Genomic DNA, 23,727 nt, shown 5'->3' on the forward strand with positions numbered 1-23,727 from the left:
ATAAGTGCAAAACAAGCTAAATAAAAAACAAAATCCCTGGCGAGAGCCGGGGATTTTTTTCGCTATGATTTTTTGCTATGAACAGCTGGCCACTTTATCTAAATGGTTCTGGCTTATATAACTGAGCATTAAGAGTAAAAAAAGCCTCCGCAAGGAGGCTTTTTAGTATGGATGAATTTAACCGTGTCGCTATACGCGGAACTGTTTAGCTATAGACTCTAAGTGCTGCGCTAAGTTAGCCAGTTCATTACACATGCTTCCCAGCTCTCCAGAGCGTGTTGCCGTTTGTTCCGTGCGCTGATGAATTTCATCTACGTGGCGGACAATATCAATAGCAACAGTACGCTGATCTTCAGTGTTGTGGGCGATTTGCTCGTTCATGTTGTTTATACGGCCGATGGTGCTCGTAATTGTTTCGAGACTACTACCGGCTTTGTTTGCCGTTTCTACACTATTAGAAGCTTGTTCAGTGCCCTTAGCCATAACCTGTACCGCTGATTGAGCCGCACTTTGAAGCTGTTCAATGGTGTTTTGAATCTCTTCTGTTGATTGCTGAGTGCGCGACGCCAACGTTCTCACTTCATCGGCAACCACCGCAAAACCACGACCTTGCTCACCCGCACGGGCGGCCTCAATCGCTGCGTTAAGTGCCAGCAAGTTTGTTTGCTCCGCTATTCCTTTAATTACGTCTAATACAGAGCCCACTTTATTTGAATCAGACTCTAGACGACCTATGACATCAGCAGTTTCACGAACATTGTCCGCAAGTTGTTGAATACTCGTCACGGTTTGCTGAACAATTTGACGGCCTTCGCTTGCAGCGCTGGTGGCTTCGTTAGCATCACTTGCTGCTTGTGCAGCACTTTGCGCTACACCGTCAACCGAGCCGCTCATTGTATCAACTGCTTGTTTTGCATTAGTTGCTGAACGCTGTTGTACATCGATAGTGCGCTGCGTTTCTTCCGTTACGCCGCGCAAGTTTTGGGCTAAGTTTGACAGTGGGAGGCTTGCCTCAACAACGTCTTTCACCACGCCCTGAAGTTTGTCCATAAATTGATTGAACCAGTGAACAAGCTCACCAATTTCGTCTTCGCTGTTCGTTTCAATGCGAACCGTTAAATCGCCATTTTCCTGTGCAATATCTTTTAATGAGCGAACTACATCGTCGATACTTTGCTTTATACCGCGAACAATAGGGATAGCGGTTGCAAATAATAATATGGAAACCACTATCGCTAACACAACGCCGGTACTGATAAGTGACGTATTGGCCGAGTCAGTATTTTCAAACGCTTTTTCAAAGGCATCTTGCTGGTCGTCTCGAAAACGAGTCATTGCCACAATTACACCGTCATAAGACGAATTCATTTTGCTAGATAGCTCGCCTAATCGACTAAAGTCAGCTGTGCCGTCAACCATTGACTGAGACACATTAAAAGCGACTTTAAAATAGTCGTCAAAACCGGAGGAAATTTTAGCCATGTCAGAGCGAAAGTCAGGGCTAATACCCGCAATTTGATTCATTCCGCCTTTAGCTTCTTTTGCCAATTCTTGCGCAGCAACGAGGGTATCTTGATCGCCTGTAGTCACGGCGCTAGACAAGGTATCTCGTACCTTTTGCATTTCCACGAGTGTAGAGGCTGATAGTTGCAGTGCTGGAAACTGCACTGTTTGGACTTTTTCTAAAATAGCGCCATTGTTTAACGCAGTATAGACAGTGATTAGGAGGTAAATAACGAAACTTAAAACAGCAATTCCTGGGATCAGGAAGATTTTAGTCGCTATTGGCATTTTTTTAAGAAAACTCATCTGCTATCTCACTATTTTTATTATCGTCCAACTACTGCTCAGGAATACCTGACAAGACACTACTACTGTAATATATCTACAAGATTAACGAAAACTTTAATAAATAGTTGACGCTCGGCGCTCTAGGTACTTATCCAGTATTCGCGCCGAGCTTCATTAGCGTTTTAGAACGTGTAGTTCACGCCGACTTTTAGCAACGTTGCGTCGTTTAAGTCGTTAAGGTCATCGCTATACCAAGTGACATCAGCCTTTAGCGCCAAGCCAGGCTCAACATCATAACGAAGGCCAGCAGTTACCGCAGACACGTCAAGGTTCTGCTGTGCAGCAATACCGCTAGCTGCTTGATAAATGCCAGACCAAGTTGCATCTGTTACCGCATCGCCAGTCGCGATTGTTGGAGGAAGTGCTGCAACTAAACCAAGCTGCGCGCCATTGTCTGCCTCTTCAACTTCATAAGTAATATGCGGGGTAAATTTCCCAAAACGTAAACCGGCAGTCACATACCATGCTTTGTTGTCAGCAATAACAGAACCATCTACTTCTGTTTGAGTGTATTCTGCACCCACAAACCAATCGTACTTATCTACACCAACGGCTACTTCAAAGAAGGTTCCGGTGTCTTCTTCTACGCGCAAACCAGACGCTAATGCCGATGCACCAGGAACCACTGCACCAAACTGACCAGCGCCGTCTACAAACGCATCAAACTCTGGGTTTTCTGCACTCGTTTTACCGCGTGCTAGCAACGTACGTGCACTAAACCAATCTCTTGTTACTTCAAACGATACCGCTAAAACATTATCTAAGGTAAGTGCCGCAGGTGTTCCAGAAATGGTAGTGTCAGCTTGAGCACGGCCTGTAGTGAACTGTGCGCCATATTCCCAATCACCAGAGTAGTTAGAGTAATCAACTCTTACACCATCAATGTTGTTAAAGTCGATGCCGTATACCGAGTCAGGTGGCGTTAACCAGTGATAAGAATAACCAACATCTAACGATGCAGAGTATTTGAATAACGGCATCCGAATGCGGCCCGCACTAATGCTTGTAGTATTAGACACGTTATATGTCATATACGCCCATTCGAAGTCGGCGTCGTAATCGTCTCTACCACGACCTACAACCTGCGCGGTAGCAGACAACTTGTCACTGATTTCACCGCGAACTTGTAAACCAAATACACTGGCTGGGTCGAAGCTAAAATCGCTGTCGTAGTCGTAAACAGATTCGTTGTCGTCAAGTGTCATTCCGCCAATAAGGTTGGCGAAACCATTAATTTGAACTTCGGCGATAGCGGGTGCAGCCACAAGGCTAGCCATTGATAAGATAGCAAGTTTCTTTTTCATGCTTGTTCCTTTAATTCAGTCTAATACGGTAAAATTAAAACGTTGCTACTACGCGGACGCTATCGTTCACAGCACCTGCGTCTACAAAGCCTATGGCGCCGGGGTTTGATGCAACTTCAGCAATCACTTCTGCGTCAGAGCCTAATGATTTTGGCGGCTGACCTTTACCCGTAAAGACAAGCTTCGACCAGAAGGCCGTTAATTGAGACGCTGTTTTGTTAAGAACTTTACCGTTAAATTCGTCGGTTACAGCCTGACCTTCTTCAAGTGCTACAGGTTCGGCCTGAGTACCGCTAGGAAACGCCTTAGCTTTATTGAGAAACAGACGCGTGATGGTTGCTTTATCAAGCGAATCACTATTACTTGGGTGCACAACAACCGCTACATCAGCAAATGCCATGTTGCAACATAATGCTGCTGCAAGAATCCATTTTTTCATAAGATATCCTCTTAACTAATTCACGGTGTCGTTCACCGTATTTGTCGAAATCAGCCTGTGTTTAGTTTGTCACTCACCTCAAACGTAGTGTGGAAAACTGGTTCATCCAGTCACAATTCGACAACCGCTTAAGTATTGGTCACAAATGCCATTAACGCCAATTAAGTCGTTAAGTTTTAATAACTAAAAATTAGTAACTTAGGCACAACAAGCTGTGATGGCGCGCAGTGTATAGGGAAGGGATTATTTGACAACTAGACTAAGGACTAAGAAGCGACGATGGTGGTACGATCAGTATTAACAAATTGAACACATACTAAGAAAGTTTAAAAAATTAAAAATAAAAACAATAACTTAACGAATTACGGACAAAAGCTAAGCGCATCAAAACCAATATCAACGTATTAAATAACATACTTAACAAAGTGAACCTAGAAGTCTTGATTCGGTGGGCATAGGGCGAGCAGCCCTAGTTGGACCAACTCGCACTAACATTAACTCAGTTAAACGTCGCCTTTTTTATAAGGAATATCGCTATCGAGCTTTTCAATTTCCTGCGTTCGTTTAAGGGGTGAGTCTGTATTTCTTGCTAACCAGCTGTACGCCGTCGGCACGACATACAGCGTCATAAAGGCCGATACCAACACGCCTGAGAATATCACCATGCCAATCACCATACGACTTTCGGCGCCAGGACCTGTCGCTAGCACCAAGGGCAATGCACTGAATACGGTTGTAAAACCAGTCATCACAATGGGGCGTAATCTTTGTGTGGCTGCACGCTTTAACGCCTCTTCAAACTCCATACCACTGTCTCGAAGCTGATTGGCGAACTCCACAATGAGAATACCGTTTTTCGCCGCGAGACCTATTAGCATGACCAGTCCAATTTGGCTGTAGATGTTTATCGTCATCCCTGAGAAAAATAGACCAATATAGGCACCAACAAGTGCTAAAGGTACCGTTAGCATGATAACGAGCGGATGTACCCAGCTTTCAAACTGTGCCGCTAGAATAAGATAGGTAATTGCCAGCGCAAGCATAAACACATAGATAAACGAGCTGCCAGCCTCTTGGTACAGCTGTGACTCACCTTTGTAGTCTATAGATACGTTGTCAGGCAGCTCAGTACGAACAATCTCTTCGAGATATGTCAGCGCTTGGCCAAGGGTATAGCCCTCGGCTAGGTTTGCTGAAATTGTCACTGCCCGCATTCTATTGTAGCGATTTAGTCGTGAAGACGTAGCTTGCTCTTCAAAGGTAAGCAGATTATCCATGGGAATGAGCTCACCGGTTCTCGCTGAGCGAACATACAGGTTTTCAATATTATTTGGGCTTCTAAAGTCATCTTCGATACCCTCTAAAATAACATCGTACTCCTCTCCCCTATCAAGGAAAGTCGATACTCTGCGCTGTCCAAGCATTACCTCTAGCGTTCCACCAATATCACTTATGGACACACCTAAATCGGCCGCCCTGTCGCGGTTAATATTCACTAAAAGCTGAGGTGAGGTTTCTTTATAATCTGAATCTAATCGGATAAGCCCCGAGTTTTCAGCGGCTTTTTCAAGCACGGTATCCCGCCAGGCAACCAGGTTTTCATAGGTGTCGCCTTTTAACACAAACTGTACAGGACGCCCAAACCCGCCACCAGACACACCGCTTCGCATAATGGAAAACGCTCTTACATCAGGCACTGCGGTGAGCTTTTCGCTTAGCTCATCCATAAGCTCAAAAGTACTGAAATCTCTTACATCCCAATCAGCCGAACCCACAATCGCAATTCCTGCGTTGCCACCAAACCCAGGCGTTCTCACCAATAGCCGATTGATCTTCCCATTCTCGCGGTAGGGCATAAGAATGTCTTCAATCTGTTTGAGGTTGTCTGCGTTACTTTCAAAGCTCGCGCCTTCCTGCGCATTCATCAGAATAAAGAAATTACCCCTGTCTTCTTTGGGCACAAACTCGCTGGGCACTTTTTCTGAAAATTGAATAATAGCGATAACGGCAAATACCAGCAGCAACACCATGAGAATGGGCTGATGCAGGGTTTTGCCTAAACTCGAAAAATAACGATTTTCAAGCGCGGAAAAGCGCGAGTCCATCCAGCTTCCAAAGCCAGAGGCGCGCTCTCGCTTTTTCAGGATTTTAGAGGCCATCATTGGCGTTAGCGTAAGAGCGGTAAAGCTAGAGAACGCTACGGCAGCGGCGATAGCCAATGCAAACTCAGTAAACAAGCGGCCAATATTCCCTTCTAAGAATACCAGCGGAACAAATACTGAAATAAGCACGAGTGTGGTCGCAATGACTGCAAACCCAACTTCTTTTGCGCCTCGATAAGAGGCCAAAATGGGCGGTTCACCCATTTCAATTCTGCGATAAATATTCTCAAGTACAACAATGGCATCATCAACCACTAAACCTATCGCTAACACCATTGCTAACAAGGTAAGTAGGTTGATTGAAAACCCGAGTGCGTACATCACCACAAAAGCGGCTATAAGCGAGACTGGTACGGTAACCGCGGGAATTAAGGTTGCGCGAATATTACCAAGGAAAAGATAAATCACGATAACAACCATAAGCATAGCAATGCCAAGGGTTTCGTACACTTCATCAATAGAGGCTTCAATGAACACGGAAGAATCGTAGCTAGGCACGATAAAAATGTTATCTGGCAGTGAGGCCTCTATTTTCGCTATTTGTGCTTTTGCGGCTCTCGCCACTTCTAGCGTGTTAGACTTGGACTGCTTGATAATACCAAGCCCAATCATATTAACCCCGTCGCCACGAAACTCAGTTTCATCGTCTTCTGCGGTTAATTCTACGTTGGCAATTTCGCCTAACCGCACTAAATACCCGTTTTCGCCCACTGCTACGGTTAATGCCGCAAAGTCTTCGGGTGTCAGGAATGTGCGCGCGACTCGTACTTCGAAGTCTCTATCTACAGATTCTACTTCACCCGCCGGTAACTCAACATTTTCTGCTCGAATGACTTGTTCTACATCGGCTACGGTAATGCCTCTTGCAGACATTGCCGTTCTGTCTAAGAATACCTTCATGGCGTAGCGACGTCCGCCGCCTATCTGAACTCTTGCAACACCATCGACAATAGAAAGTCGGTCGACGAGGAAGCGCTCTGCATAGTCGGTGAGCTCCATCGTATTAAGGTTAGTGCTTCGTAAGTTGTACCACACCACTGCACTTTCATCGGAGTTGGCTTTCGATACTTCAGGAGGATCGGCTTGATCTGGCAAATTATTTAATGCTCGACTGACCCGCTCTCGCACATCGTTGGCAGCGGCATCAATGTCCCGAGTGAGTTTAAACTCAATAGTAATGTCAGACCTGCCGTTTCGAGACGTTGACGTCACGTTCTTAATGCCTTCGATGCCGGAAATTCTGTCTTCTAACAGTTGGGTTATACGGGTTTCAACAATGTTGGCCGAGGCACCAGCATAAGTGGTATTCACCGATACAATAGGCGGGTCGATATCAGGGTATTCACGTAGCGACAGCATGGAAATAGCAACCACACCGAAAATAACCAGTAGCAGGTTGATAACGGTAGCAAATACCGGGCGTTTAACAGAAACGTCAGACAATAACATAGCGCTGCGCTCCCTTATCGATTCAGAACATTAACGGGAGATTCATCACGCACCCGCAATGTACCTTCAGTAATCACTTCGTCGCCCTCACTAATACCTTCTATGATTTGCACTACACCAGGTCTTCTCTCCCCAATGCTTACTTCGGTTTGGTGTGCTACATCATCTCTTACTACGTAAACGAATTGCTTGTCTTGTACTGGCACAAGGGCTTTTTCAGGAAGGACAAGTGTATTGAGTACACGCTTTTCAACCGTAACGGTAAGCAGCATGCCGGGACGCAAGCGATTGTCTTTGTTTTTTATGGTTGCGCGAACGTTGATAGCGCGAATAACAGGGTCAAGGCGAGTATCCACATTGCTAATCACTCCCTCAAACTCTACCCCAGGGTAGGCAATGGAAGAGGCGGTAAGTCGCTGTCCTGTAGCAACGCTGGCAAGGTGAGTCTCCGCCACACTAAAATCGACTTTCACCACGCTAATATCATCAAGTGTGGTAATAGTATTTCCAGGCTGAACAAGCGAACCTTTACTGATCATTCTATTGCCCAACAAACCAGTAAACGGCGCGCGAACCTGTAGGTCGTTAAGCTGCGCTTTGGCAATATCTAACTGCGCTTCTAACGCTTTCACCCGAGCGTTTTGCTCGTCGAGTAATTGCTCTGATGTGGCGTTTGTTTGGCGCAAGTCTGAAATACGGGTGAATTGACGTTTAGCTTCGTCAATATTTGCTTTTAATTCTTCAACGCGAGCACGCTCTTCAGAGTTATTTAACTGAACTAACAGCTCACCTTCTTTTACCTTATCGCCGTCTTCAAAATTGATGCTCGCAATGGTTTCTGTCACTTGCGCCGTAATATTTACCGATTCATTGGCCACCGCGGTTCCAAGGGACTCTATTGTGATAGGCAGCGCTTCAATACTGGCAAAGGCGGTTTTGACGGGAGTAGCACGCTGACCACCTTGCTGCTCGACATTATCCTCTGGCAAATTCAAATACACGACAATACCTGCCAACAATGCAACGCCAATTAACAATGGTGATAAAGAAAAACGTGAAGACATAACCTTTCCTATAGGTAAAATAACAACCCGTGATAGAGTAGTCATCAGGCAACTATTTATAAAAGCGGTGCACAAAGAGCAAAGACATCTACGGGTATTCCGTTTACTACGTTTATTGTGTACAGCACTATTATTTATTGATTTTATTTTGTTAAGAGTATTCTACCTTTTTCAATGACTTTCTTTTTTCGCTTATCACCTATTTTGGCAGTTTTAACGCTTTTGGGCTGTTCTCAACACTCACCAAGTGACCCCCTGTGCCGACAATCTGCGTTACTTGAATCGCAAGCTGTCGATCAACGCCAAAACAATAACGACACCCAAGCTGCTGCGTGCCTTATCAAAACCCAAGATAAAGCGGTGCTTATTCGCCATCGATTAAGCGGAAAACTCGATTTTCCCGGCGGAGGCGTGAATGAGGGTGAATCACTATCTTGCGCTGCACATCGAGAAACATGGGAAGAAACCGGCTTTAATGTACTGGTTCGAAAGCAATTAGGTAAAACATCCAATGGACTAGCCCTATTTGCCTGCGACTTAGACGCAGGTATCGACTTACTGCCTGAACATTTTAGTCCGCCTTCATGGGCAGCGCTTGAAGTGATTGCAATTGAAAAGGTGGACCCGTTTTTACTTAATCATAAGTCGCTGCGCTATGCCGATGACCTTATTTCGCTTCGCGATGGGTTTATAGCGTTTGACACTAACTAATAGCCATACCAGAGTGAGATTTAAATCTCACTTTTGATACATTGTAATAAGCGGTCAAAGTGGCGAGCCGTGTCTCATCGCGCTATATAAAACAATAGAATAGAAAGAACAAAAGAGACAGACCGCCCCGATTTTTTTTAATATTAAGGAGTAAAGCGTGTTTTCATTGCCGACACAGAGCCTTAAAGGCACCGTATCAGAACAAGAATGGCAAGCCCGTGTCGACTTGGCAGCGTGCTACCGCCTTGTCGCGGATATGCGCTGGGGCGACTTAATTTACACGCATATATCAGCCAAGGTACCGGGAACGGAGCATTACCTTGTTAATGCCTTCGGGTTAACGTTTGACGAAGTGACCGCGTCGAATTTAGTGAAAGTAGACCTAAACGGCAATATTCTTGATGATACGCCCTACGGCATAAACCCAGCTGGCTTTACTATTCACAGTGCAATTCACGAAGTACGTCATGATGCAGAATGCGTCATTCACCTTCACACGCTGGCCACTATCTCAGTGGCATCGGTAAAAGGCGGTTTAAAACCATGGAGCCAGTACTCAATGTTTTCACTGCCCTCTTTGTCATACCACAAGTATGAAGGACTTGCCGTTGACGACGCTGAGCGAAAACGACTCCAGGACGATTTGGGTGATACTAATCACATGCTGTTGCCCAACCATGGCGGCCTTACATTAGGCCCTACGGTGGGTGATGCGTTTATGCGCTTTTACGACCTTCAGCGAGCATGTGAGATACAACTTGCATTAATGCAGTCTAATGAAGAGGTCATTGAGATCCCCCAACCTATCATTGACGGTATCTATGAGCAGGCCAAGGTTGTGCATAGCGGTGCAACCGGCGGGCAAAAAGCATGGCCTGCTATGTTGCGCAAGGCGTACAAATTAGACCCAGGATTTTGTGAATAACATGACTACGTACTTGTGATCACAGCCACCTGCTGATGTTTACAATGAAACGGTAAAGATTGAAATAAATAACGGAACTGAACCTATATTATGAAAGTGACCAAAGTAGAAATATTCGACATCGAATGCCCGAAGCGCCCTCAGTGGAACCCTGTGTTTGTCAGAGTGTATACCGATGAAGGTATTACCGGCGTGGGCGAGGCGGGTCTTGCCTACGACTGGGGCCATAGCGCCGCCGCTAATATGGTAAAAGAGATTGCCGAAGCCTTACTGATTGGCTTTAACCCCTTTAATACCGAACTTTTATGGTCTCGCATGCTGCGCGAAGGCTTCTGGGGACTAGGTGGAGGCCCGGTTTTCTATTCTGCAATGAGTGCTATCGACACCGCGCTTTGGGATATTAAAGGCAAAGCCCTCGGCTTGCCGGTTTACGAACTTCTTGGTGGTAAAACTAACGGTAAACTTCGCAGTTACGCCAGCCAGCTTCAGTTTGACTGGGATACGGAAATCACCAAACTCAACGACCCTGCCGACTACGCTCGCGCTACTGAAAAAGCGTTAAAAGATGGCTACGACGCGGTTAAAGTTGACCCAATCGTTTACGACAAAGACGGCAACACCCATTTTGACAGAACCAAATTGTTTACTAAGCCGGAGCTCAAACTGTTTCGCGCACGTTTACAAGCAATGCGTGACGTTATGGGTGAAGACGGTGATATCATTTTCGAATGCCACAGCTTGCTAGGTGCCTCTACCGCTATTCAGTTAGGCAGCATTGTAGAAGACATTGGTTGTTTATATTACGAAGAACCAGTGAACTACTTGAACTCTAAGCTACATGACAAAGTAGCGAAAAACGTGAAGGTGCCTATTGCAGGTGGCGAACGTTTATACCATCGCTGGGACGTACGGCCTTATCTTGAAGATCAATCCATCGACGTACTACAGCCTGATGTGGGTCTTTGCGGTGGCTTTACCGAAGCGAAAAAGGTGTGCGATTACGCGGATATTTACGATGTGCGTATTCAGGCACATGTATGTGGTGGCCCTGTGGCAACGGCAGCAAGCCTGCACCTTGAAACAGCCATACCAAACTTCCTGATCCACGAGCATCATACCTATGCCACTAAAGCGTGGAATAGAGAATTGTGTATTCAAGACCCTCAGCCAGTGAATGGCTTTATTGAGGCACCGGACACGCCGGGAATTGGTATCGACTTAAATGACGACATTGTGTATCGCTCTCCCCACATGACGGTAACTGAACTGAAATAGCGAGTGATATAAGACTAGGGCACCGCAAACAAGTAAACGATTCTACTTTTTTGCGGTGCTTTTTTATTAGGGTTTTCCCCATCAGCTTGTACTCCAATAACTTGTACCTCTAAAACTGATACCACTTGTATGCATTTTTATAACGCAGCTTCTCTGCATCATCCTTGCTGAGACAAAAAGCCGTAGAGGCTGTTTGAGACTGCATACGATTGAGCATGTCGTCATACCCTTTTAGTAGTTGAGCGTAAGGCATTCGCCAGGTACACAAGGGAAAATTGCTCGCCAGCATAATGTTATCTATAGGAAGTATATCAAGAGCGGTATTAAGCAATCGCTCAACAGAGGGCCACGTCCATTGTCTGTCCTGCATCTCCATACCTGAAAATTTAAATGCCATATTGCCGCATTGCGCCAGTGCACGTAAATTACGCTGCCATTTTGTGTAAGCAAGGCTGGAATAAAAGTGCCTGCTTGAATTAATGTGATTGCTAGAGCCTTCAGCGGGTAAGGAGCCTTCAGCGGGTAAGGAGCCTTCAGCGGGTAAATAGCCTTTAGCGCATAAGGAGCCTTCAGCGGATAAGGAGCCCTCAGCAGTCAGAGTCTCTGCTGGTAAAACATCAGCTAAAAAAGGCGCAGCGGCGACATGATTAACTATTACCACCAGTTCTGGAATACGCTCAACCACATTTAATAACGCCCTGACGCTTGCCGTATCGGTAATATCGAATTGCGCATCAAAAGATAGGTTATTGACCGCCATGTGTTTCAGACTATGCAGCACCTTAGGGCTTCGCAAAAGGGTTGCTGCATTATCATCGAGAATATGACGAAGCCCAACTACAGAGCGAAACCGTTTTAATCTATCAATGTCTGATAAGGAGGTAGACGACTGCAAGTCGATATTAGCAACACTGCGAAACGGTTTTGTGCAGTGCTGCTCTAAAAACGCTACCTCTCGCCACGGTTGCCCGTTATCAAAACCTGCCTCAATATGCACAAACCCGCTCAACGCTGCGTGATTTCCTTTAAACAAATCCCTTTCATCTACGCTGTGTGCGATGACAGACTTGTCCCGCCAATAGGGCGGATTATTAGGCTTTAGCCAGTCGTAATGACCGTGCTGAAGGGCAAAAAAGTGTATATGAGGGTCAATCCAGTTCATGTTTTTTGGTCCACATCGTTATTGCGCCGTGTACCCACCATCCACAGCATGAAGACTTCCAGTGATAAAAGACGCTTTATCGCTACAAAGGAAATAGGTGAGTTCGGCGACGTCTTGAGGTTGACCTAGCCTGCCAATGGGCTGGGCTGCCGCTTCTTCTGCTATAACGTCATTTTTATTTGCCCCAGAACGCGCGACATAGTTGTCAATGGCATTGTGAAACAATGGGGTTTCAATAGTGCCAGGGCACACTGCATTCGCCCTTATATTAAAAGAGGCATAATCAAGGGCGGTACTTTTAGCTATGGAGGCCAATGCAGATTTTGTTAGTCCATAGGCGAATGAGTTTTGTTTACCCACATAGGATTGATCAGAGCCCATCACCACTATCGCACCTGATTGTTGTGCTTTCATAATGGGTAACGTATTTTTTATTGCGGCGTAAGCCCCTTTAATATTTAGGCTTATCATACTGTCGAGTAACGCTTCGTCAGTATCTTCGATAGTGGCTGATACGTGTTTGCCCGCATTGCACACCAACGCATCAATACGCTTATAGTCTTGTGCCACAGACACCAGTGCTTTTTCCACCTCGCTCACGTTGCTGACATCACATTTTATCCACTCACAATGTAGGGGAGCGACGTCAAAGTGCCTAATGTCCAGATTCACCACGCGATAGCCGTTTTCAGCGAAGGTTTTGCATACGGCAAGGCCAATTCCTAAACTGCCACCCGTTACCACGCATACTGGTCTATCATTAAGCTTAACGTCAGTATTAACACTTACGTCAGTATCAATTTCGGTATTCGTTGTGGTATTGGTCATCGCTCACGTTACCCCTAGTCTATTTCTGTTTTCTCTGTGCTTTCTTTATGATTGCGCTAGCTTCTGTGGCGTAAGCATGCCAGCGAGCAGGATAAATGCAAGGAAAAGCCAAAAGGCCATAAGTAATATTTAACCCGAGTCTTGTTTAAGAAACGGGATACAGGTAATTAATTATTAACTTTGAGTTAACGGACTACTCTGACCACTTGTTTTATGGCTATAATAGAGAAATTAAAACACTTGTTTGAAAAAGGAGTCATCCATGCCTCTACACCATGCCCCTACCGCTGATTTTCAGTTTCTTTTAAAAGAATGGCTTGGACTTGATGCCCATTATGAAAAGCTCGGTATCAGTGATTTTGACAGCGACCTAGCGAATGAAATTATTTCGCAAGGTGCTAAATTTGCACTAGATGTTGTTGCTCCATTAAACCGAGAGGGCGACGAAGAAGGCTGTAAGCTTGAAAATGGTCAGGTTACTACACCAAAAGGTTTTGCCGACGCCTATCAAGAATATGTGGCCAACGGCTGGAATGCCATGCTTGGCTCTGCTGAGTACGACGGTCAAGATTTGCCTTACACCATGGCGGTACCGGTTCACGAAATGTTGAATGCCGCTAATTTAAGCTGGCGCTTAACGACTATGCTCACCGAAAGTGCGACGCTTGCGGTCACTAAGCATGCAAGTAAAGCGCTTAAAGATACGTATCTTGCAAAGCTTATCAGCGGCGAGTGGACAGGTACGATGAACCTTACCGAGCCTCACGCTGGAACAGACTTAAGCTTACTAAGCACTAAAGCGCAGCCTCAAGACGACGGCAGCTTTAAAGTAACAGGTAACAAGATATTTATTACTGGCGGCGATCACGACTGGAGTTCTAACGTTATCCATCTAGTGCTGGCTCGCCTACCTGATGCGCCCAAAGGCGTTAAAGGTATTAGCTTGTTCTTAGTACCCAAATTTCTACCTGACGCGAGCAATGAACCGGGCGAAGCAAACAGCCTGTCAGTAGGCAGTATTGAACACAAGATGGGTATCAAAGCCAGCCCTACCTGTGTAATGAACTTCGACGGTGCCACCGGCTGGTTAGTGGGTGAGGAAAACCAAGGGTTAGCTTGCATGTTCACCATGATGAACGATGCTCGCTTCCAAGTAGGTTTGCAGGGCTTAGGTGCTGCTGAAGCGTCTTATCAAGGTGCCCTTACTTATGCACGCGACCGAGTTCAATCTCGCGCACCCCAGGGCATTCAAAACCCTGAAGGTAAAGCCGACCCAATCGTATTTCAGCCCGACGTAGCAAGAATGCTGCTAACGCAAAAATCGTTAATCGAAGGTTGTCGCGCTCTTTCGCTTTTCTACGCCAAATTTATGGATATCGAAAAGCACACAGAAGGCGAAGCAAAACAAAACGCAGAGAATGTGCTTCAGTACTTAACACCTATCTGCAAAGCCTTTATGACTGACATGGGTCTTGAAACCACTAACATTGGTGTACAGGTATACGGTGGTCACGGCTTCATCCGCGAATGGGGAATGGAGCAGCTGGTGCGCGATGTGCGAATTGCCATGCTGTATGAAGGAACCAACGGTATTCAAGCCCTCGACTTAATTGGCCGCAAGCTCACCCGAGATGGCGGAAAAATGATGGAGTCGACCTATACTGCATTTAGTGAACTGGTTAACGACATTGAAGATGGTGAGAACAAAGCACTAGCACAAGGTCTATTAGATGACTGGCGCGCTTCTTCTGCCGACTGTTTAGGCATGGACCCAACCACAGCTGCATCAGCGGCATGCGACTTCCTAAATTACAGCGCATACTCGCTAATTGGCGTATTGTGGTACAGCATGGCTGATAAGGCGCAGCGCTCAGATAATGCGGTATTAGCAGCTTCTAAAGTGAAAACCCGAGACTTTTACATGCAGCGTATTTTACCTCGCCGCGACGCACACAAAGTAGCGTATAAAGCAGGGCCAGATAGTACACTAGCGATTAGCGGCGACGAGTTCGACTACTTGTAATGCTACTGGCTATTGCCTGTTAAGTGGTAGGTGAAAGGTGGTAGGTGAAATGTACCTACCACAGGCCATTGGCTTCGAAAAAGCTGTGACAAGGTGCTCGCTAAAAATATACGCGAAAAGGACTTGTTAAAAGGTACTTTCTAAAAGTACTTGTTCAAAGGTACTGGCAACAAAAACAAAAAGGTCGGCTAGAATTGCATAGTTAACGCTATGCACTCAAGCCGACCTTTTTTTGCAGTTTTCCATGTACTTTTAAATCTTATTAGCCTTCGTTCTTTAGGCTTTCAGTGTCTGAGAACGTATCGTCAAACCAATCATCTAACATGGCCTTTTCATAAAAGAGGTTTTCATTTCTCATGTTTCGGATATTGGTATCCATAAAGCCCATGTCTTTAAGCTTGAAGTCATCTTCACTTTTCAGTACTTCGCCACTGCTATCGGTTAACGAATAACTGAACGTCATTCTTGGTATATCAACACGCTGTATTACACGCACGTCTGCGCCCATGTTGTTGCCAAAACCAATAAATTGACTGGGCCACACTTGGCCGGCTAAATCGATATTGGTAACAACCATCGATAGCGTGTGAGATTTCGGCAAAGATGCGGCTAACTCAACTAAATGGGCTTCTAACGCCTTAAGGGTGCGTTCACGAAAACGAGCTCGAGACTCATTTGAAGGGCGCACATCGGTAAAAGACTTTGGCTCTTTCCACGTTACTTTTAGTTCGCCAGCATGAGATGGCAATACGACGGCAGTGCTTAACAACACCGTACATAAAGAGGCTGCTATGGTAGACAACTTTTTCACGTTTACTCTCCTCGGTTCGGTCTTCTCGCAAACGTTTTCGGCGTTTCTAGATATTAATCTGGCTTTCGCATTAGAGAAGACTGCGTAATAGTATGGCAAAGTTGAGCGCGTTTGGTTCCCGAAAAGTTGGGGTTTATATCGTCCTTTTCACAATAATTCGCATAAAACCGCTTAACACTATCTGTAGATACGGTGATTTTTTCAACATAGTTTTGTTGGTAGGGCTTTAATGGTTTTAGCTGTGTCGTGATATCACTACGTAAACTTTCTAGCGCGCGCTGCTCTGGCAGCGTAGAAAGTGAGATGAACCAATCGGATACAGAGTTTTGAATGCCTTCAAACAAGTATTGAACAAAGGGAGAGCGCAAGATTAACACAAGCACAATAATTTCAGCAGTAATGATAAAAAACCGTAGCATAACGTATTACATAACCTATCTTAATGGCGGCTTTTAATAGCTTTGATTAACGCTGACATGTGAATGACACCTCTTGTAAATGCGTTCAAACTAACGCTACTTTGCGCGCTATGGTGTTTAACGTGTTACTAAAATCAATTCTAGATACTTGAGTCGTAGTAAAGCATATACGCTGATATTACACTATTGTGATTACTTTCTAGTACACAATTAATAATACGTCAGTATGCGAATGCGCTTTTTATTATTGGATATGGTTTACACTTTGTAGATTATTCACCTATATGAAAACTTACTTTCTGAACTTTCAGTATTGACTGAAAGTTTAAAAAGTACGATCATAATGAACATTCTTGATCTACATTAATCATGACAATCCTGTTGCTGGTATACTCCACGCGCCATTTAAGGATGTTAGCTAAGGTTTATTTATGAACGAACAAATACCGGTCAAAAATGTCACACCGGTAAAAGTGCACAAACCAAAGGGAGACGGTCAAGGTAAACGCCACGACTCCCGCAGTCGCATTTATGTACGAGCCGTAAAAGGGCCGCTGGAATCGTTCCGCCGATTTTTTGGGCTTATTTTTCTTGGCTTGTTCGCCATCATTCCTTGGCTTCAATTTAACGGCCAGCAGGCCGTCTTACTCGATATTGGTGAGCAGCGCTTTACGATATTTTCGCTAACACTTTGGCCTCAAGACCTTACGCTATTAGCCTACATATTTATTGTGTCGGCTTTCGCCCTCTTCTTTGTTACCACTTTTGCAGGTCGAGTGTGGTGCGGTTTTATGTGCCCACAAACCACCTGGGTATATATTTACACGTGGTTTGAAGAGAAATGTGAAGGGCCCCGCAATAAGCGAATTAAGTTAGACGAGCGTCCAATGGATGCCGATAAATTTATGCGTAAAACGGCTAAACACACCGCATGGGTGGGTGTTGCTCTGTTAACGGCGCTTACTTTTGTTGGGTATTTCACGCCCATTGGCGCGTTATTTGTCGACTTTTTTACTTTCAACGTAAGCTTCTGGGCTGGCTTTTTTGTTATTTTCTTTGCCGTGTGTACCTACGGCAACGCAGGTTACATGAGAGAAATTATGTGTACTCACATATGCCCTTACGCTCGCTTTCAATCTGCAATGTTCGATAAAGATACCTTTACCGTATCTTATGACGCCAACCGCGGCGAAAAACGAGGCCCGCGCCCACGCAAGCTTAGTCACGAAGAGGTGAAAGAAAAAGGGTTAGGCGATTGTATCGACTGTAACTTGTGTGTACAGGTCTGTCCTACCGGCATCGATATTCGAAATGGATTGCAGTACGAATGCATCAACTGTGGTGCGTGCGTTGACGCGTGTAACGGTGTCATGGACAAAATGAATTACCCCAAAGGACTCATTAGCTTTACTTCTGAAGAAGAGTTGGCTGGCGGTAAAACCCATATTATACGACCTAAGCTCATCGGCTACTTTGTGGTACTTGTGATCATGATTGGCCTGTTGTTCGCCAATATCTACACTCGCAGCCCTACAGAAGTCGATATTATTCGCGATAGGAACTCTCTGTATCGCGAGACTAACGAAGGACTGATTGAAAATGTGTATACCATCAAGGTATTGAACAAGACACAGAAGCGTCAATCCTACACCATAGAAATAAAAGGCCTTCCTGATTATGAATATATTGGAAAGCAGGAATTTTTCGTTGAAGGTGGCGCGGTGTATTCAACGCCGATATCGGTTGCAACCGACGCCTATAATCTGGAAGATACGGTCACTGACATATTCATTAGTGTTACCACCACCGTAGACGGTGATATTGTAACCATTGATGAGCCAACTAAGTTTCTTTATCGATGACAGATTTTTCTTTCTCGGGCTTAAGCCCAGATACGATACTAGATGCCCTGGAAACCCAGGGCATTTTTCTTCAAAGCGGTCTATTAGCGCTTAATAGCTACGAAAACAGGGTTTATCAATTTATTGCCGAAGACGGCAAACGTTATGTAGTTAAATTCTATCGACCCGGCCGTTGGTCTGACGAACAAATCCAAGAAGAGCACAACTTTGCTAAGGAATTAGCCGACAACGAAATTCCCATCGTCGCTCCCATGGCCGTTAATACAAAGACGCTGCACCATCATAGCGTTGGAAGTACGGACTACCGTTTTGCACTGTTCCCCTCGGTGGGAGGTCGTCAATTTGAAAACGACAATTTAGACCAGTTAGAATGGATGGGACGGTTTATCGGGCGCATTCATCTTACGGCTCAAGCCTCTGCATTTTCTTCTCGCCCTGCAATTGATGTTGAAAGCTACTTATTAGAACCTCAACGGGTTTTAGAGCAAAGTGAGCTATTGCCTGAAGGCCTTAAAACGGCATTTTTCGCTATTCTCAACCCAGTGATTGAAGCTACACAAAAAGCGTACAAAAACGTGTCTTCCCCTATTCGGCTGCATGGCGACTGCCACCCTGGCAATATCTTATGGCGCGATGGGCCTACCTTTGTTGACTTAGACGATTGCAGAATGGGGCCCGCCATTCAAGACTTGTGGATGATGTTAAGCGGAGACAGGCAGCAGCAATTACTTCAGCTAGACACATTAGTAGAAGCCTACGAGGAGTTTCAGCCATTTAATAAAGCGGAGCTTTCGTTAATAGAACCCTTAAGAGCCATGCGAATGGTACATTATATGGCGTGGCTTTCTCGTCGTTGGTCAGACCCTGCGTTCCCTCGTGCATTTCCTTGGTTTGCAGAGGATAAATACTGGGAAGGACAAATTTTAGCGCTCAAAGAACAAATGTCTGCATTGCAAGAGCCGGCGCTAAAATTAGGCATGTAGTTTCGCCACATTATTCCACTAGCTACATGCATCAATACTACTGCGGCTGTCGTAAGTCGCCGTTAAAGCCTATATACTCGCCCCCGCGTAGGTGCACATGAATCGGCCTTGCTAGCTCATAATAGCCCACTTTAGCCAATAAAAAGGCGAGACCAAGCTAAAAAATAGAGGGCAATAAAGGGCAATGCCGATAATTGTGTTAAACGGGAAATCAGTTAAATGCTGATGCTGCCCCCGCAACGGTAATCTCAGTACTACATAAGTGCTATATCAGTGCTACATCAGTACTTCTTTTTTACACGCCACTGTCGCTAAGCCAATGTGATCGTTGACTTTTTCGATGGGAAGGCAAAAGAGTGTCAGTCTCATAGCTATACGCTTAAAAACAATGAGCAGATGACGAGAAAGCCCGGATACCGGCCTGTGCTTCACGGCCCGTGCACTATCAATGAGTGTACGGTGCTTTCGCTTAATCATGTGCTCGGGCGGAGCGCATAAGAGACTATTATTGATTATGGAATTATCTTTACTACAGGCTGCTTTTACTAAGACTGCAACGGCCGCTGCAATCCTAACGTATATCACTTCAACTTCTGTTTTTTCTCAAGAACGTTCTACAGACACCAACGACGTAGAAACCCTCACCGTAACAGGCACTCGCCTACCGATAACGCTTACAAAGCTACCGGGTGCGGTATCGGTATTAACCGAGAGCGACATAAAAGCCTCAGGCGCGTTGCAACTTACCGAACTTATACGCGGGCTTCCTGGCGTCAGCTTATCTCAATCAGGAAGCCCAGGTGGTCTCACCGAGGTAAGAGTGCGAGGCAGTGAAACTAATCATCTTTTGGTACTTATTGATGGCGTTATTGCTAATGATATCGGCCAGGGTAGCTTGATTGATTTAGCCCATTTAACCGCTGCAAATATAACACGCATCGAGTTATTGAAAGGCCCACAAAGCGCACGTTGGGGCAGCGGCGCTATTGGTGGTGTATTAAGTATTACCACTAAAGCCGGTGCTGAGGGTAACGTCACGCCTCAGCTAAGCATGTCGGCAGGAGTGGGTACGCAAAACACCTACAGAGGAAGCGTAAACACATCATCACAACACGACAACCTCGGCGTGTCGGCGTACGCAAGCTACATGCAAACCGATGGCGATAATATTGCAAGAACGGGGAGTGAAGACGATGGTTATGACAACCTTACCGCTGGACTGAACCTTCGATTTGACGCCAATGATGAGCATACGTTTTCTGCCTACCTGCGTACCGTAGACTACGAAAATGAGTATGACGCTACAGACTTTGCTACCACGGGATTGCCCGCAGATGCAGACAACGTTACAAAAGGGGTTCAAGTTAGCTCGAAACTGAAGTGGGATTACCAAGCTAAAAACAGTGACTATCGCTCAGCGCTTACTGCACAATACAGAAAAGATGAAAATGACAACACGACGTCCGGCGCTGACGCAGGCGGCACTACCGGTGAACGTATTGAGCTAAATTGGACCAATTTCTACAGTGTAAATGATTGGCAGTTAGCCGCAGGAACTGAATACCTTCAACGTTTGTTTTCACAGCGTGGGCCTGTGGTTTTCGGCGATCCTAACCAAGACCAACGGGATGATACCTACAGCGTTTTTACCGAGGCTACTGGAGAGTTAAGTGATAAGGTTTTCACCTCGCTTAGCGCACGCTTCGATAATAACAGTGAATTCGACAATGCATCTAGCTATCGCGCCGGACTTACCTGGCAGCTTGACCGTCATATCGCTTTATTCACCAGCTACGGAAAGGCAGTTAAAACCCCCACCTTCACCGAACGCTTCGGATATACCCCAGCCAGCTTTATCGGCAATCCTGATCTTATTCCAGAAAAAAGTGAAGAGGTTGAGGTAGGCGTTAAAGGTCGTTGGCAAACCGTGACGGCACAAGTCAGTGTTTACAATACTCAGCTACAAGATGAAATAAATGGCTTTGTATTCGATGCGCAAAGCGGCGCATTTACCGCGGGCAATGTAGACGGTGAAAGCCAGCGAGACGGTGTAGACGCAGAATTTAGCTGGCGTGGCGACTTTGCTGATATTACTGGCTCTTACAGCTATCTTGATGCCCAGCAAACCAGTAATGCACAAAGCGCCATTGAGCTTAGACGTGCTCGGCATCAAGGTGCTATTACGGTAACGTCAGATTTTGGTCTTGAGAAATTCAGCTTTTACACAAAGCTTGCCTATACCGGCACACGCTTTGATACGTTTTTCCCTCCATTTCCTGCGCCTTCAGAAACCCTTGCGCTATCTGCTTACACACTGACAAGCGTTAATGTGAGCTACCAGCTTAGCAATCAATGGCAATTGTCACTAAAAGTGAATAACCTGTTTGATAAAGAGTACGAAGATATCATTGGGTATGTGGGGCAAGAGCAACGCGCCCTGCTTTCAATCAGTTACACGCGCTAGATCACAGGCATGGTATTACACAACAAGACACACGTTTAACTGAATGTGTGTCTGGACAAGCTCATTGAATAGCGCAAATAAGAAGTAGTGCCTATCTGCACCAGCATGGTTAACCATGTTGGTGCTACTTTGTTTACCTTGCGTGTTATTCAACTTACTTGGTGTGCAATTTCTGTGATGCGCAATTTCTGTGATGTTCAGCGGGGATTAAGCTTTCTACTGTATCATTTCGTTGTGTTTTTTAGCTTGCTGGTCGTTGAAGTTAGGGCGTGTTGAGCTTTGCTGTGCATTTTTGCAGCGGTCTGTGAGCTATTTGAACAAGGCGAATGGTTGAAGGTCTAGCGGGCTAAATCGAAACCATTCAACGCAGAGTAAATAGCTCACAGGCGCTGCCCGAAGGGGGCGTTATGGAAGCATTTTACTCTTTGGCACAGCCCTTTGACTTAGCCCACTAGGCCTACAGGACTGTTTCGCGATTAAAATGCTTCCATTTAGCCCAAAACTTGCACAGCAAAGCTCAACACGCCCTAGTTAACGCTCAAAGCCTGTGATAATCTTTTGCCGATAAAAATCTTAAATATAAAGGAACTTATTCCATGAAAAAGTTTGCAGTAATGTTTGTCATGGCAATGCTTTTGCCATTAGCCGCTTGTGCTCAAGAGTCAGGCGCAAAATGGAAAGAAGGTACGCATTATAAAGTGGTTAATGAAGAAGCTACTGATAAGCCAGTAATTACTGAATACTTCTCGTTCTGGTGCCCACACTGCTTTCAGTTTGAGCCAATTGTTGAACAAATAAAACAGAAGAAAAGTGACGGTACTGCGTTTAACAAAGTACACGTAAACTTTATGCGCTTTACCGGCCCAGACGTGCAGGATGCAGCGACAAAAGCGATGCTTATTGGCCGTGCAATGAAACAAGAAAATGCGATGAATGGCGCAATCTTCAATTACATTCATAAGCAAAAAGCTTCTATTACTAATTTGAAAGACTTGCGTAACATCTTCGTCGTAAACGGCGCTGACGGTGAAGAATTCGACAAGCTTGCCAAAAGCTTCGGTGTTAACAGCATGCTGCGTAAAAACCAGCAGCAAATCGACGCTAACCGCGAGTTATTAACCGGCGTACCAAGCTTCATTATTAATGGAAAGTATCAGCCTACTTTCACATCTGACATGTCTTATGATGATATTGCAGATTTAATTGTATGGCTGTCTGAACAAAAATAGGTCTGAGCAAAATAAGCTTGTAATGGGCCTGCCCAGTCGCTATTGCTGAGCAAGGCACGAGGCAAAATACGACCAACGAAAATGGGCGCTTTCAAAGCGCCCATTTTTATTAAGCCCGGCTTTTTATTGAACCAGCTTTCTAGGGCAAGACCTAGTGAACAAGGAACCTTATGACACCAGTAGATTCGTTTGCAGACTTTATATGTGAACTTGATAAGCTAAAGGCTGTTAAGCGAAAAATTACGCTTCCGGCCGATAATGATCGGGAAGAAAACTCTGCCGAGCATAGCTGGCATGTAGCGCTTATGGCCTCAATGCTAAGCCAATATGCTGCAAAACCTATCGACATCCAGCGCGTGATACACATGATCCTCATTCACGATGTGGTAGAAATTGACGCGGGCGATATGTTTGCCTTTAATACGCAGCAAGACCACGCGGCTCAGGCTGAAAAAGAAATAACAGCGGCCAAACGAATTTTTGGCCTTCTTCCGTCACCGCTTAATAAAACGATGCTGAAGCTGTGGCTTGAATTTGAGGACGCAGCAACACCTGATGCCGAATTTGCTAAGGCGATGGATAGGGTACTTCCCGTATTTCAAAACATGAAAAATCAGGGCGGAAGCTGGGCGACCCATAAAATTACTCGCCAGCAGATAGAAAAGCGCAATGCACACCTTAAAACCTGTGCGCCGGCCCTCTGGGATTACGTGAGTAGACAGCTAGACATTGCCGTGGCCAATGAATGGTTGATAGGCTAACCCAA

Annotated in this window: 18 protein-coding genes and 1 riboswitch; of the genes, 9 read left to right on the forward strand and 9 right to left on the reverse strand. The window is 45.4% G+C overall.

What is annotated here, in order from left to right; translation table 11 throughout:
• Positions 1-189 precede the first annotated feature (189 nt).
• The 5 genes from AC27HD_RS06990 to AC27HD_RS07010 all read right to left on the reverse strand — a co-directional run bounded on the left by AC27HD_RS06990 (position 190) and on the right by AC27HD_RS07010 (position 8,269).
• A complete protein-coding gene (locus AC27HD_RS06990; protein WP_032095717.1) occupies positions 190-1,809 on the reverse strand; it encodes a methyl-accepting chemotaxis protein in 1,620 nt (539 codons plus the stop codon).
• Positions 1,810-1,973: 164 nt separating this feature from the next.
• Positions 1,974-3,155, reverse strand: a complete 1,182-nt coding sequence (locus AC27HD_RS06995; protein WP_032095716.1) for a hypothetical protein — start codon at positions 3,153-3,155, stop codon at positions 1,974-1,976.
• Between the two features lie 34 nt (positions 3,156-3,189).
• Positions 3,190-3,594, reverse strand: coding sequence for a type 2 periplasmic-binding domain-containing protein (locus AC27HD_RS07000; protein ID WP_032095715.1), 405 nt, complete (start codon positions 3,592-3,594; stop codon positions 3,190-3,192).
• Positions 3,595-4,097: 503 nt separating this feature from the next.
• Positions 4,098-7,205, reverse strand: a complete 3,108-nt coding sequence (locus AC27HD_RS07005) for an efflux RND transporter permease subunit (protein WP_487104620.1) — start codon at positions 7,203-7,205, stop codon at positions 4,098-4,100.
• 14 nt (positions 7,206-7,219) lie between these two features.
• On the reverse strand, positions 7,220-8,269 hold the full coding sequence (locus tag AC27HD_RS07010; RefSeq protein ID WP_032095713.1) for an efflux RND transporter periplasmic adaptor subunit: 1,050 nt from the start codon (positions 8,267-8,269) through the stop codon (positions 7,220-7,222).
• Between the two features lie 174 nt (positions 8,270-8,443).
• On the opposite strand from AC27HD_RS07010, the gene AC27HD_RS07015 reads away from it, so the two are divergent.
• The 3 genes from AC27HD_RS07015 (at position 8,444) to AC27HD_RS07025 (ending at position 11,180) form a co-directional block, all read left to right on the forward strand.
• The gene (locus tag AC27HD_RS07015) at positions 8,444-8,980 is read left to right on the forward strand and encodes an NUDIX hydrolase (protein WP_032095712.1); all 537 of its coding nucleotides are present in this window, start codon (positions 8,444-8,446) and stop codon (positions 8,978-8,980) included.
• Positions 8,981-9,137: 157 nt separating this feature from the next.
• On the forward strand, positions 9,138-9,905 hold the full coding sequence (locus tag AC27HD_RS07020; protein WP_487104622.1) for a class II aldolase/adducin family protein: 768 nt from the start codon (positions 9,138-9,140) through the stop codon (positions 9,903-9,905).
• Positions 9,906-9,995: 90 nt separating this feature from the next.
• Positions 9,996-11,180, forward strand: a complete 1,185-nt coding sequence (locus AC27HD_RS07025; RefSeq protein WP_032095710.1) for a mandelate racemase/muconate lactonizing enzyme family protein — start codon at positions 9,996-9,998, stop codon at positions 11,178-11,180.
• 109 nt (positions 11,181-11,289) lie between these two features.
• Here the strand turns inward: AC27HD_RS07025 and AC27HD_RS07030 are convergent, their stop codons facing one another.
• Complete coding sequence (locus tag AC27HD_RS07030; protein WP_487104624.1) at positions 11,290-12,342, reverse strand: amidohydrolase family protein; 1,053 nt, start codon at positions 12,340-12,342, stop codon at positions 11,290-11,292.
• Positions 12,343-12,360: 18 nt separating this feature from the next.
• Positions 12,361-13,170 (reverse strand): SDR family NAD(P)-dependent oxidoreductase, encoded by an 810-nt coding sequence (locus tag AC27HD_RS07035; protein WP_487104626.1) that lies wholly within the window; start codon positions 13,168-13,170, stop codon positions 12,361-12,363.
• 262 nt (positions 13,171-13,432) lie between these two features.
• On the opposite strand from AC27HD_RS07035, the gene AC27HD_RS07040 reads away from it, so the two are divergent.
• Entirely contained in the window at positions 13,433-15,193 is a 1,761-nt protein-coding gene (locus tag AC27HD_RS07040; RefSeq protein ID WP_487104628.1) for an acyl-CoA dehydrogenase family protein, read from the forward strand.
• A 262-nt stretch (positions 15,194-15,455) separates the two neighbouring features.
• Here the strand turns inward: AC27HD_RS07040 and AC27HD_RS07045 are convergent, their stop codons facing one another.
• Positions 15,456-16,004 (reverse strand): DUF3016 domain-containing protein, encoded by a 549-nt coding sequence (locus tag AC27HD_RS07045; protein ID WP_032095708.1) that lies wholly within the window; start codon positions 16,002-16,004, stop codon positions 15,456-15,458.
• A 53-nt stretch (positions 16,005-16,057) separates the two neighbouring features.
• Positions 16,058-16,423, reverse strand: a complete 366-nt coding sequence (locus tag AC27HD_RS07050) for a hypothetical protein (protein WP_032095707.1) — start codon at positions 16,421-16,423, stop codon at positions 16,058-16,060.
• Between the two features lie 431 nt (positions 16,424-16,854).
• Here AC27HD_RS07050 and ccoG point away from each other — a divergent pair, with 431 nt between their 5' ends.
• From ccoG to AC27HD_RS07075, 5 genes are all read left to right on the forward strand, one after another.
• A complete protein-coding gene (gene ccoG, locus AC27HD_RS07055; RefSeq protein WP_032095706.1) occupies positions 16,855-18,285 on the forward strand; it encodes a cytochrome c oxidase accessory protein CcoG in 1,431 nt (476 codons plus the stop codon).
• Positions 18,282-19,268 (forward strand): serine/threonine protein kinase, encoded by a 987-nt coding sequence (locus tag AC27HD_RS07060; protein ID WP_032095705.1) that lies wholly within the window; start codon positions 18,282-18,284, stop codon positions 19,266-19,268. The genes ccoG and AC27HD_RS07060 overlap by 4 nt, the downstream gene beginning before the upstream one ends.
• A gap of 161 nt (positions 19,269-19,429) precedes the next feature.
• A riboswitch (cobalamin riboswitch) is annotated at positions 19,430-19,707 on the forward strand.
• Between the two features lie 75 nt (positions 19,708-19,782).
• Positions 19,783-21,732: a TonB-dependent receptor plug domain-containing protein gene (locus AC27HD_RS07065; protein ID WP_487104631.1), complete on the forward strand. Its 1,950-nt coding sequence runs from the start codon at positions 19,783-19,785 to the stop codon at positions 21,730-21,732.
• Positions 21,733-22,328: 596 nt separating this feature from the next.
• Complete coding sequence (locus AC27HD_RS07070) at positions 22,329-22,961, forward strand: thiol:disulfide interchange protein DsbA/DsbL (RefSeq protein ID WP_032095703.1); 633 nt, start codon at positions 22,329-22,331, stop codon at positions 22,959-22,961.
• A 170-nt stretch (positions 22,962-23,131) separates the two neighbouring features.
• Positions 23,132-23,722, forward strand: coding sequence for an HD domain-containing protein (locus tag AC27HD_RS07075; RefSeq protein ID WP_032095702.1), 591 nt, complete (start codon positions 23,132-23,134; stop codon positions 23,720-23,722).
• Positions 23,723-23,727 lie beyond the last annotated feature (5 nt).

This window comes from Alteromonas sp. 4NS20-0143 (assembly GCF_057542855.1).

What these genes read in the sequence shown, in the direction of transcription:
- AC27HD_RS07070 (WP_032095703.1), top strand. Translation starts at nt 22,329, where the DNA reads ATGAAAAAGTTTGCAGTAATGTTTGTCATGGCAATGCTTTTGCCATTA.
- ccoG (WP_032095706.1), top strand. Translation starts at nt 16,855, where the DNA reads ATGAACGAACAAATACCGGTCAAAAATGTCACACCGGTAAAAGTGCAC.
- AC27HD_RS07035 (WP_487104626.1), bottom strand. Translation starts at nt 13,170, where the DNA reads ATGACCAATACCACAACGAATACCGAAATTGATACTGACGTAAGTGTT.
- AC27HD_RS07060 (WP_032095705.1), top strand. Translation starts at nt 18,282, where the DNA reads ATGACAGATTTTTCTTTCTCGGGCTTAAGCCCAGATACGATACTAGAT.
- AC27HD_RS07050 (WP_032095707.1), bottom strand. Translation starts at nt 16,423, where the DNA reads ATGCTACGGTTTTTTATCATTACTGCTGAAATTATTGTGCTTGTGTTA.
- AC27HD_RS07075 (WP_032095702.1), top strand. Translation starts at nt 23,132, where the DNA reads ATGACACCAGTAGATTCGTTTGCAGACTTTATATGTGAACTTGATAAG.
- AC27HD_RS06995 (WP_032095716.1), bottom strand. Translation starts at nt 3,155, where the DNA reads ATGAAAAAGAAACTTGCTATCTTATCAATGGCTAGCCTTGTGGCTGCA.
- AC27HD_RS07025 (WP_032095710.1), top strand. Translation starts at nt 9,996, where the DNA reads ATGAAAGTGACCAAAGTAGAAATATTCGACATCGAATGCCCGAAGCGC.
- AC27HD_RS07010 (WP_032095713.1), bottom strand. Translation starts at nt 8,269, where the DNA reads ATGTCTTCACGTTTTTCTTTATCACCATTGTTAATTGGCGTTGCATTG.
- AC27HD_RS07005 (WP_487104620.1), bottom strand. Translation starts at nt 7,205, where the DNA reads ATGTTATTGTCTGACGTTTCTGTTAAACGCCCGGTATTTGCTACCGTT.
- AC27HD_RS07030 (WP_487104624.1), bottom strand. Translation starts at nt 12,342, where the DNA reads ATGAACTGGATTGACCCTCATATACACTTTTTTGCCCTTCAGCACGGT.
- AC27HD_RS07040 (WP_487104628.1), top strand. Translation starts at nt 13,433, where the DNA reads ATGCCTCTACACCATGCCCCTACCGCTGATTTTCAGTTTCTTTTAAAA.
- AC27HD_RS07015 (WP_032095712.1), top strand. Translation starts at nt 8,444, where the DNA reads ATGACTTTCTTTTTTCGCTTATCACCTATTTTGGCAGTTTTAACGCTT.
- AC27HD_RS06990 (WP_032095717.1), bottom strand. Translation starts at nt 1,809, where the DNA reads ATGAGTTTTCTTAAAAAAATGCCAATAGCGACTAAAATCTTCCTGATC.
- AC27HD_RS07065 (WP_487104631.1), top strand. Translation starts at nt 19,783, where the DNA reads ATGGAATTATCTTTACTACAGGCTGCTTTTACTAAGACTGCAACGGCC.
- AC27HD_RS07000 (WP_032095715.1), bottom strand. Translation starts at nt 3,594, where the DNA reads ATGAAAAAATGGATTCTTGCAGCAGCATTATGTTGCAACATGGCATTT.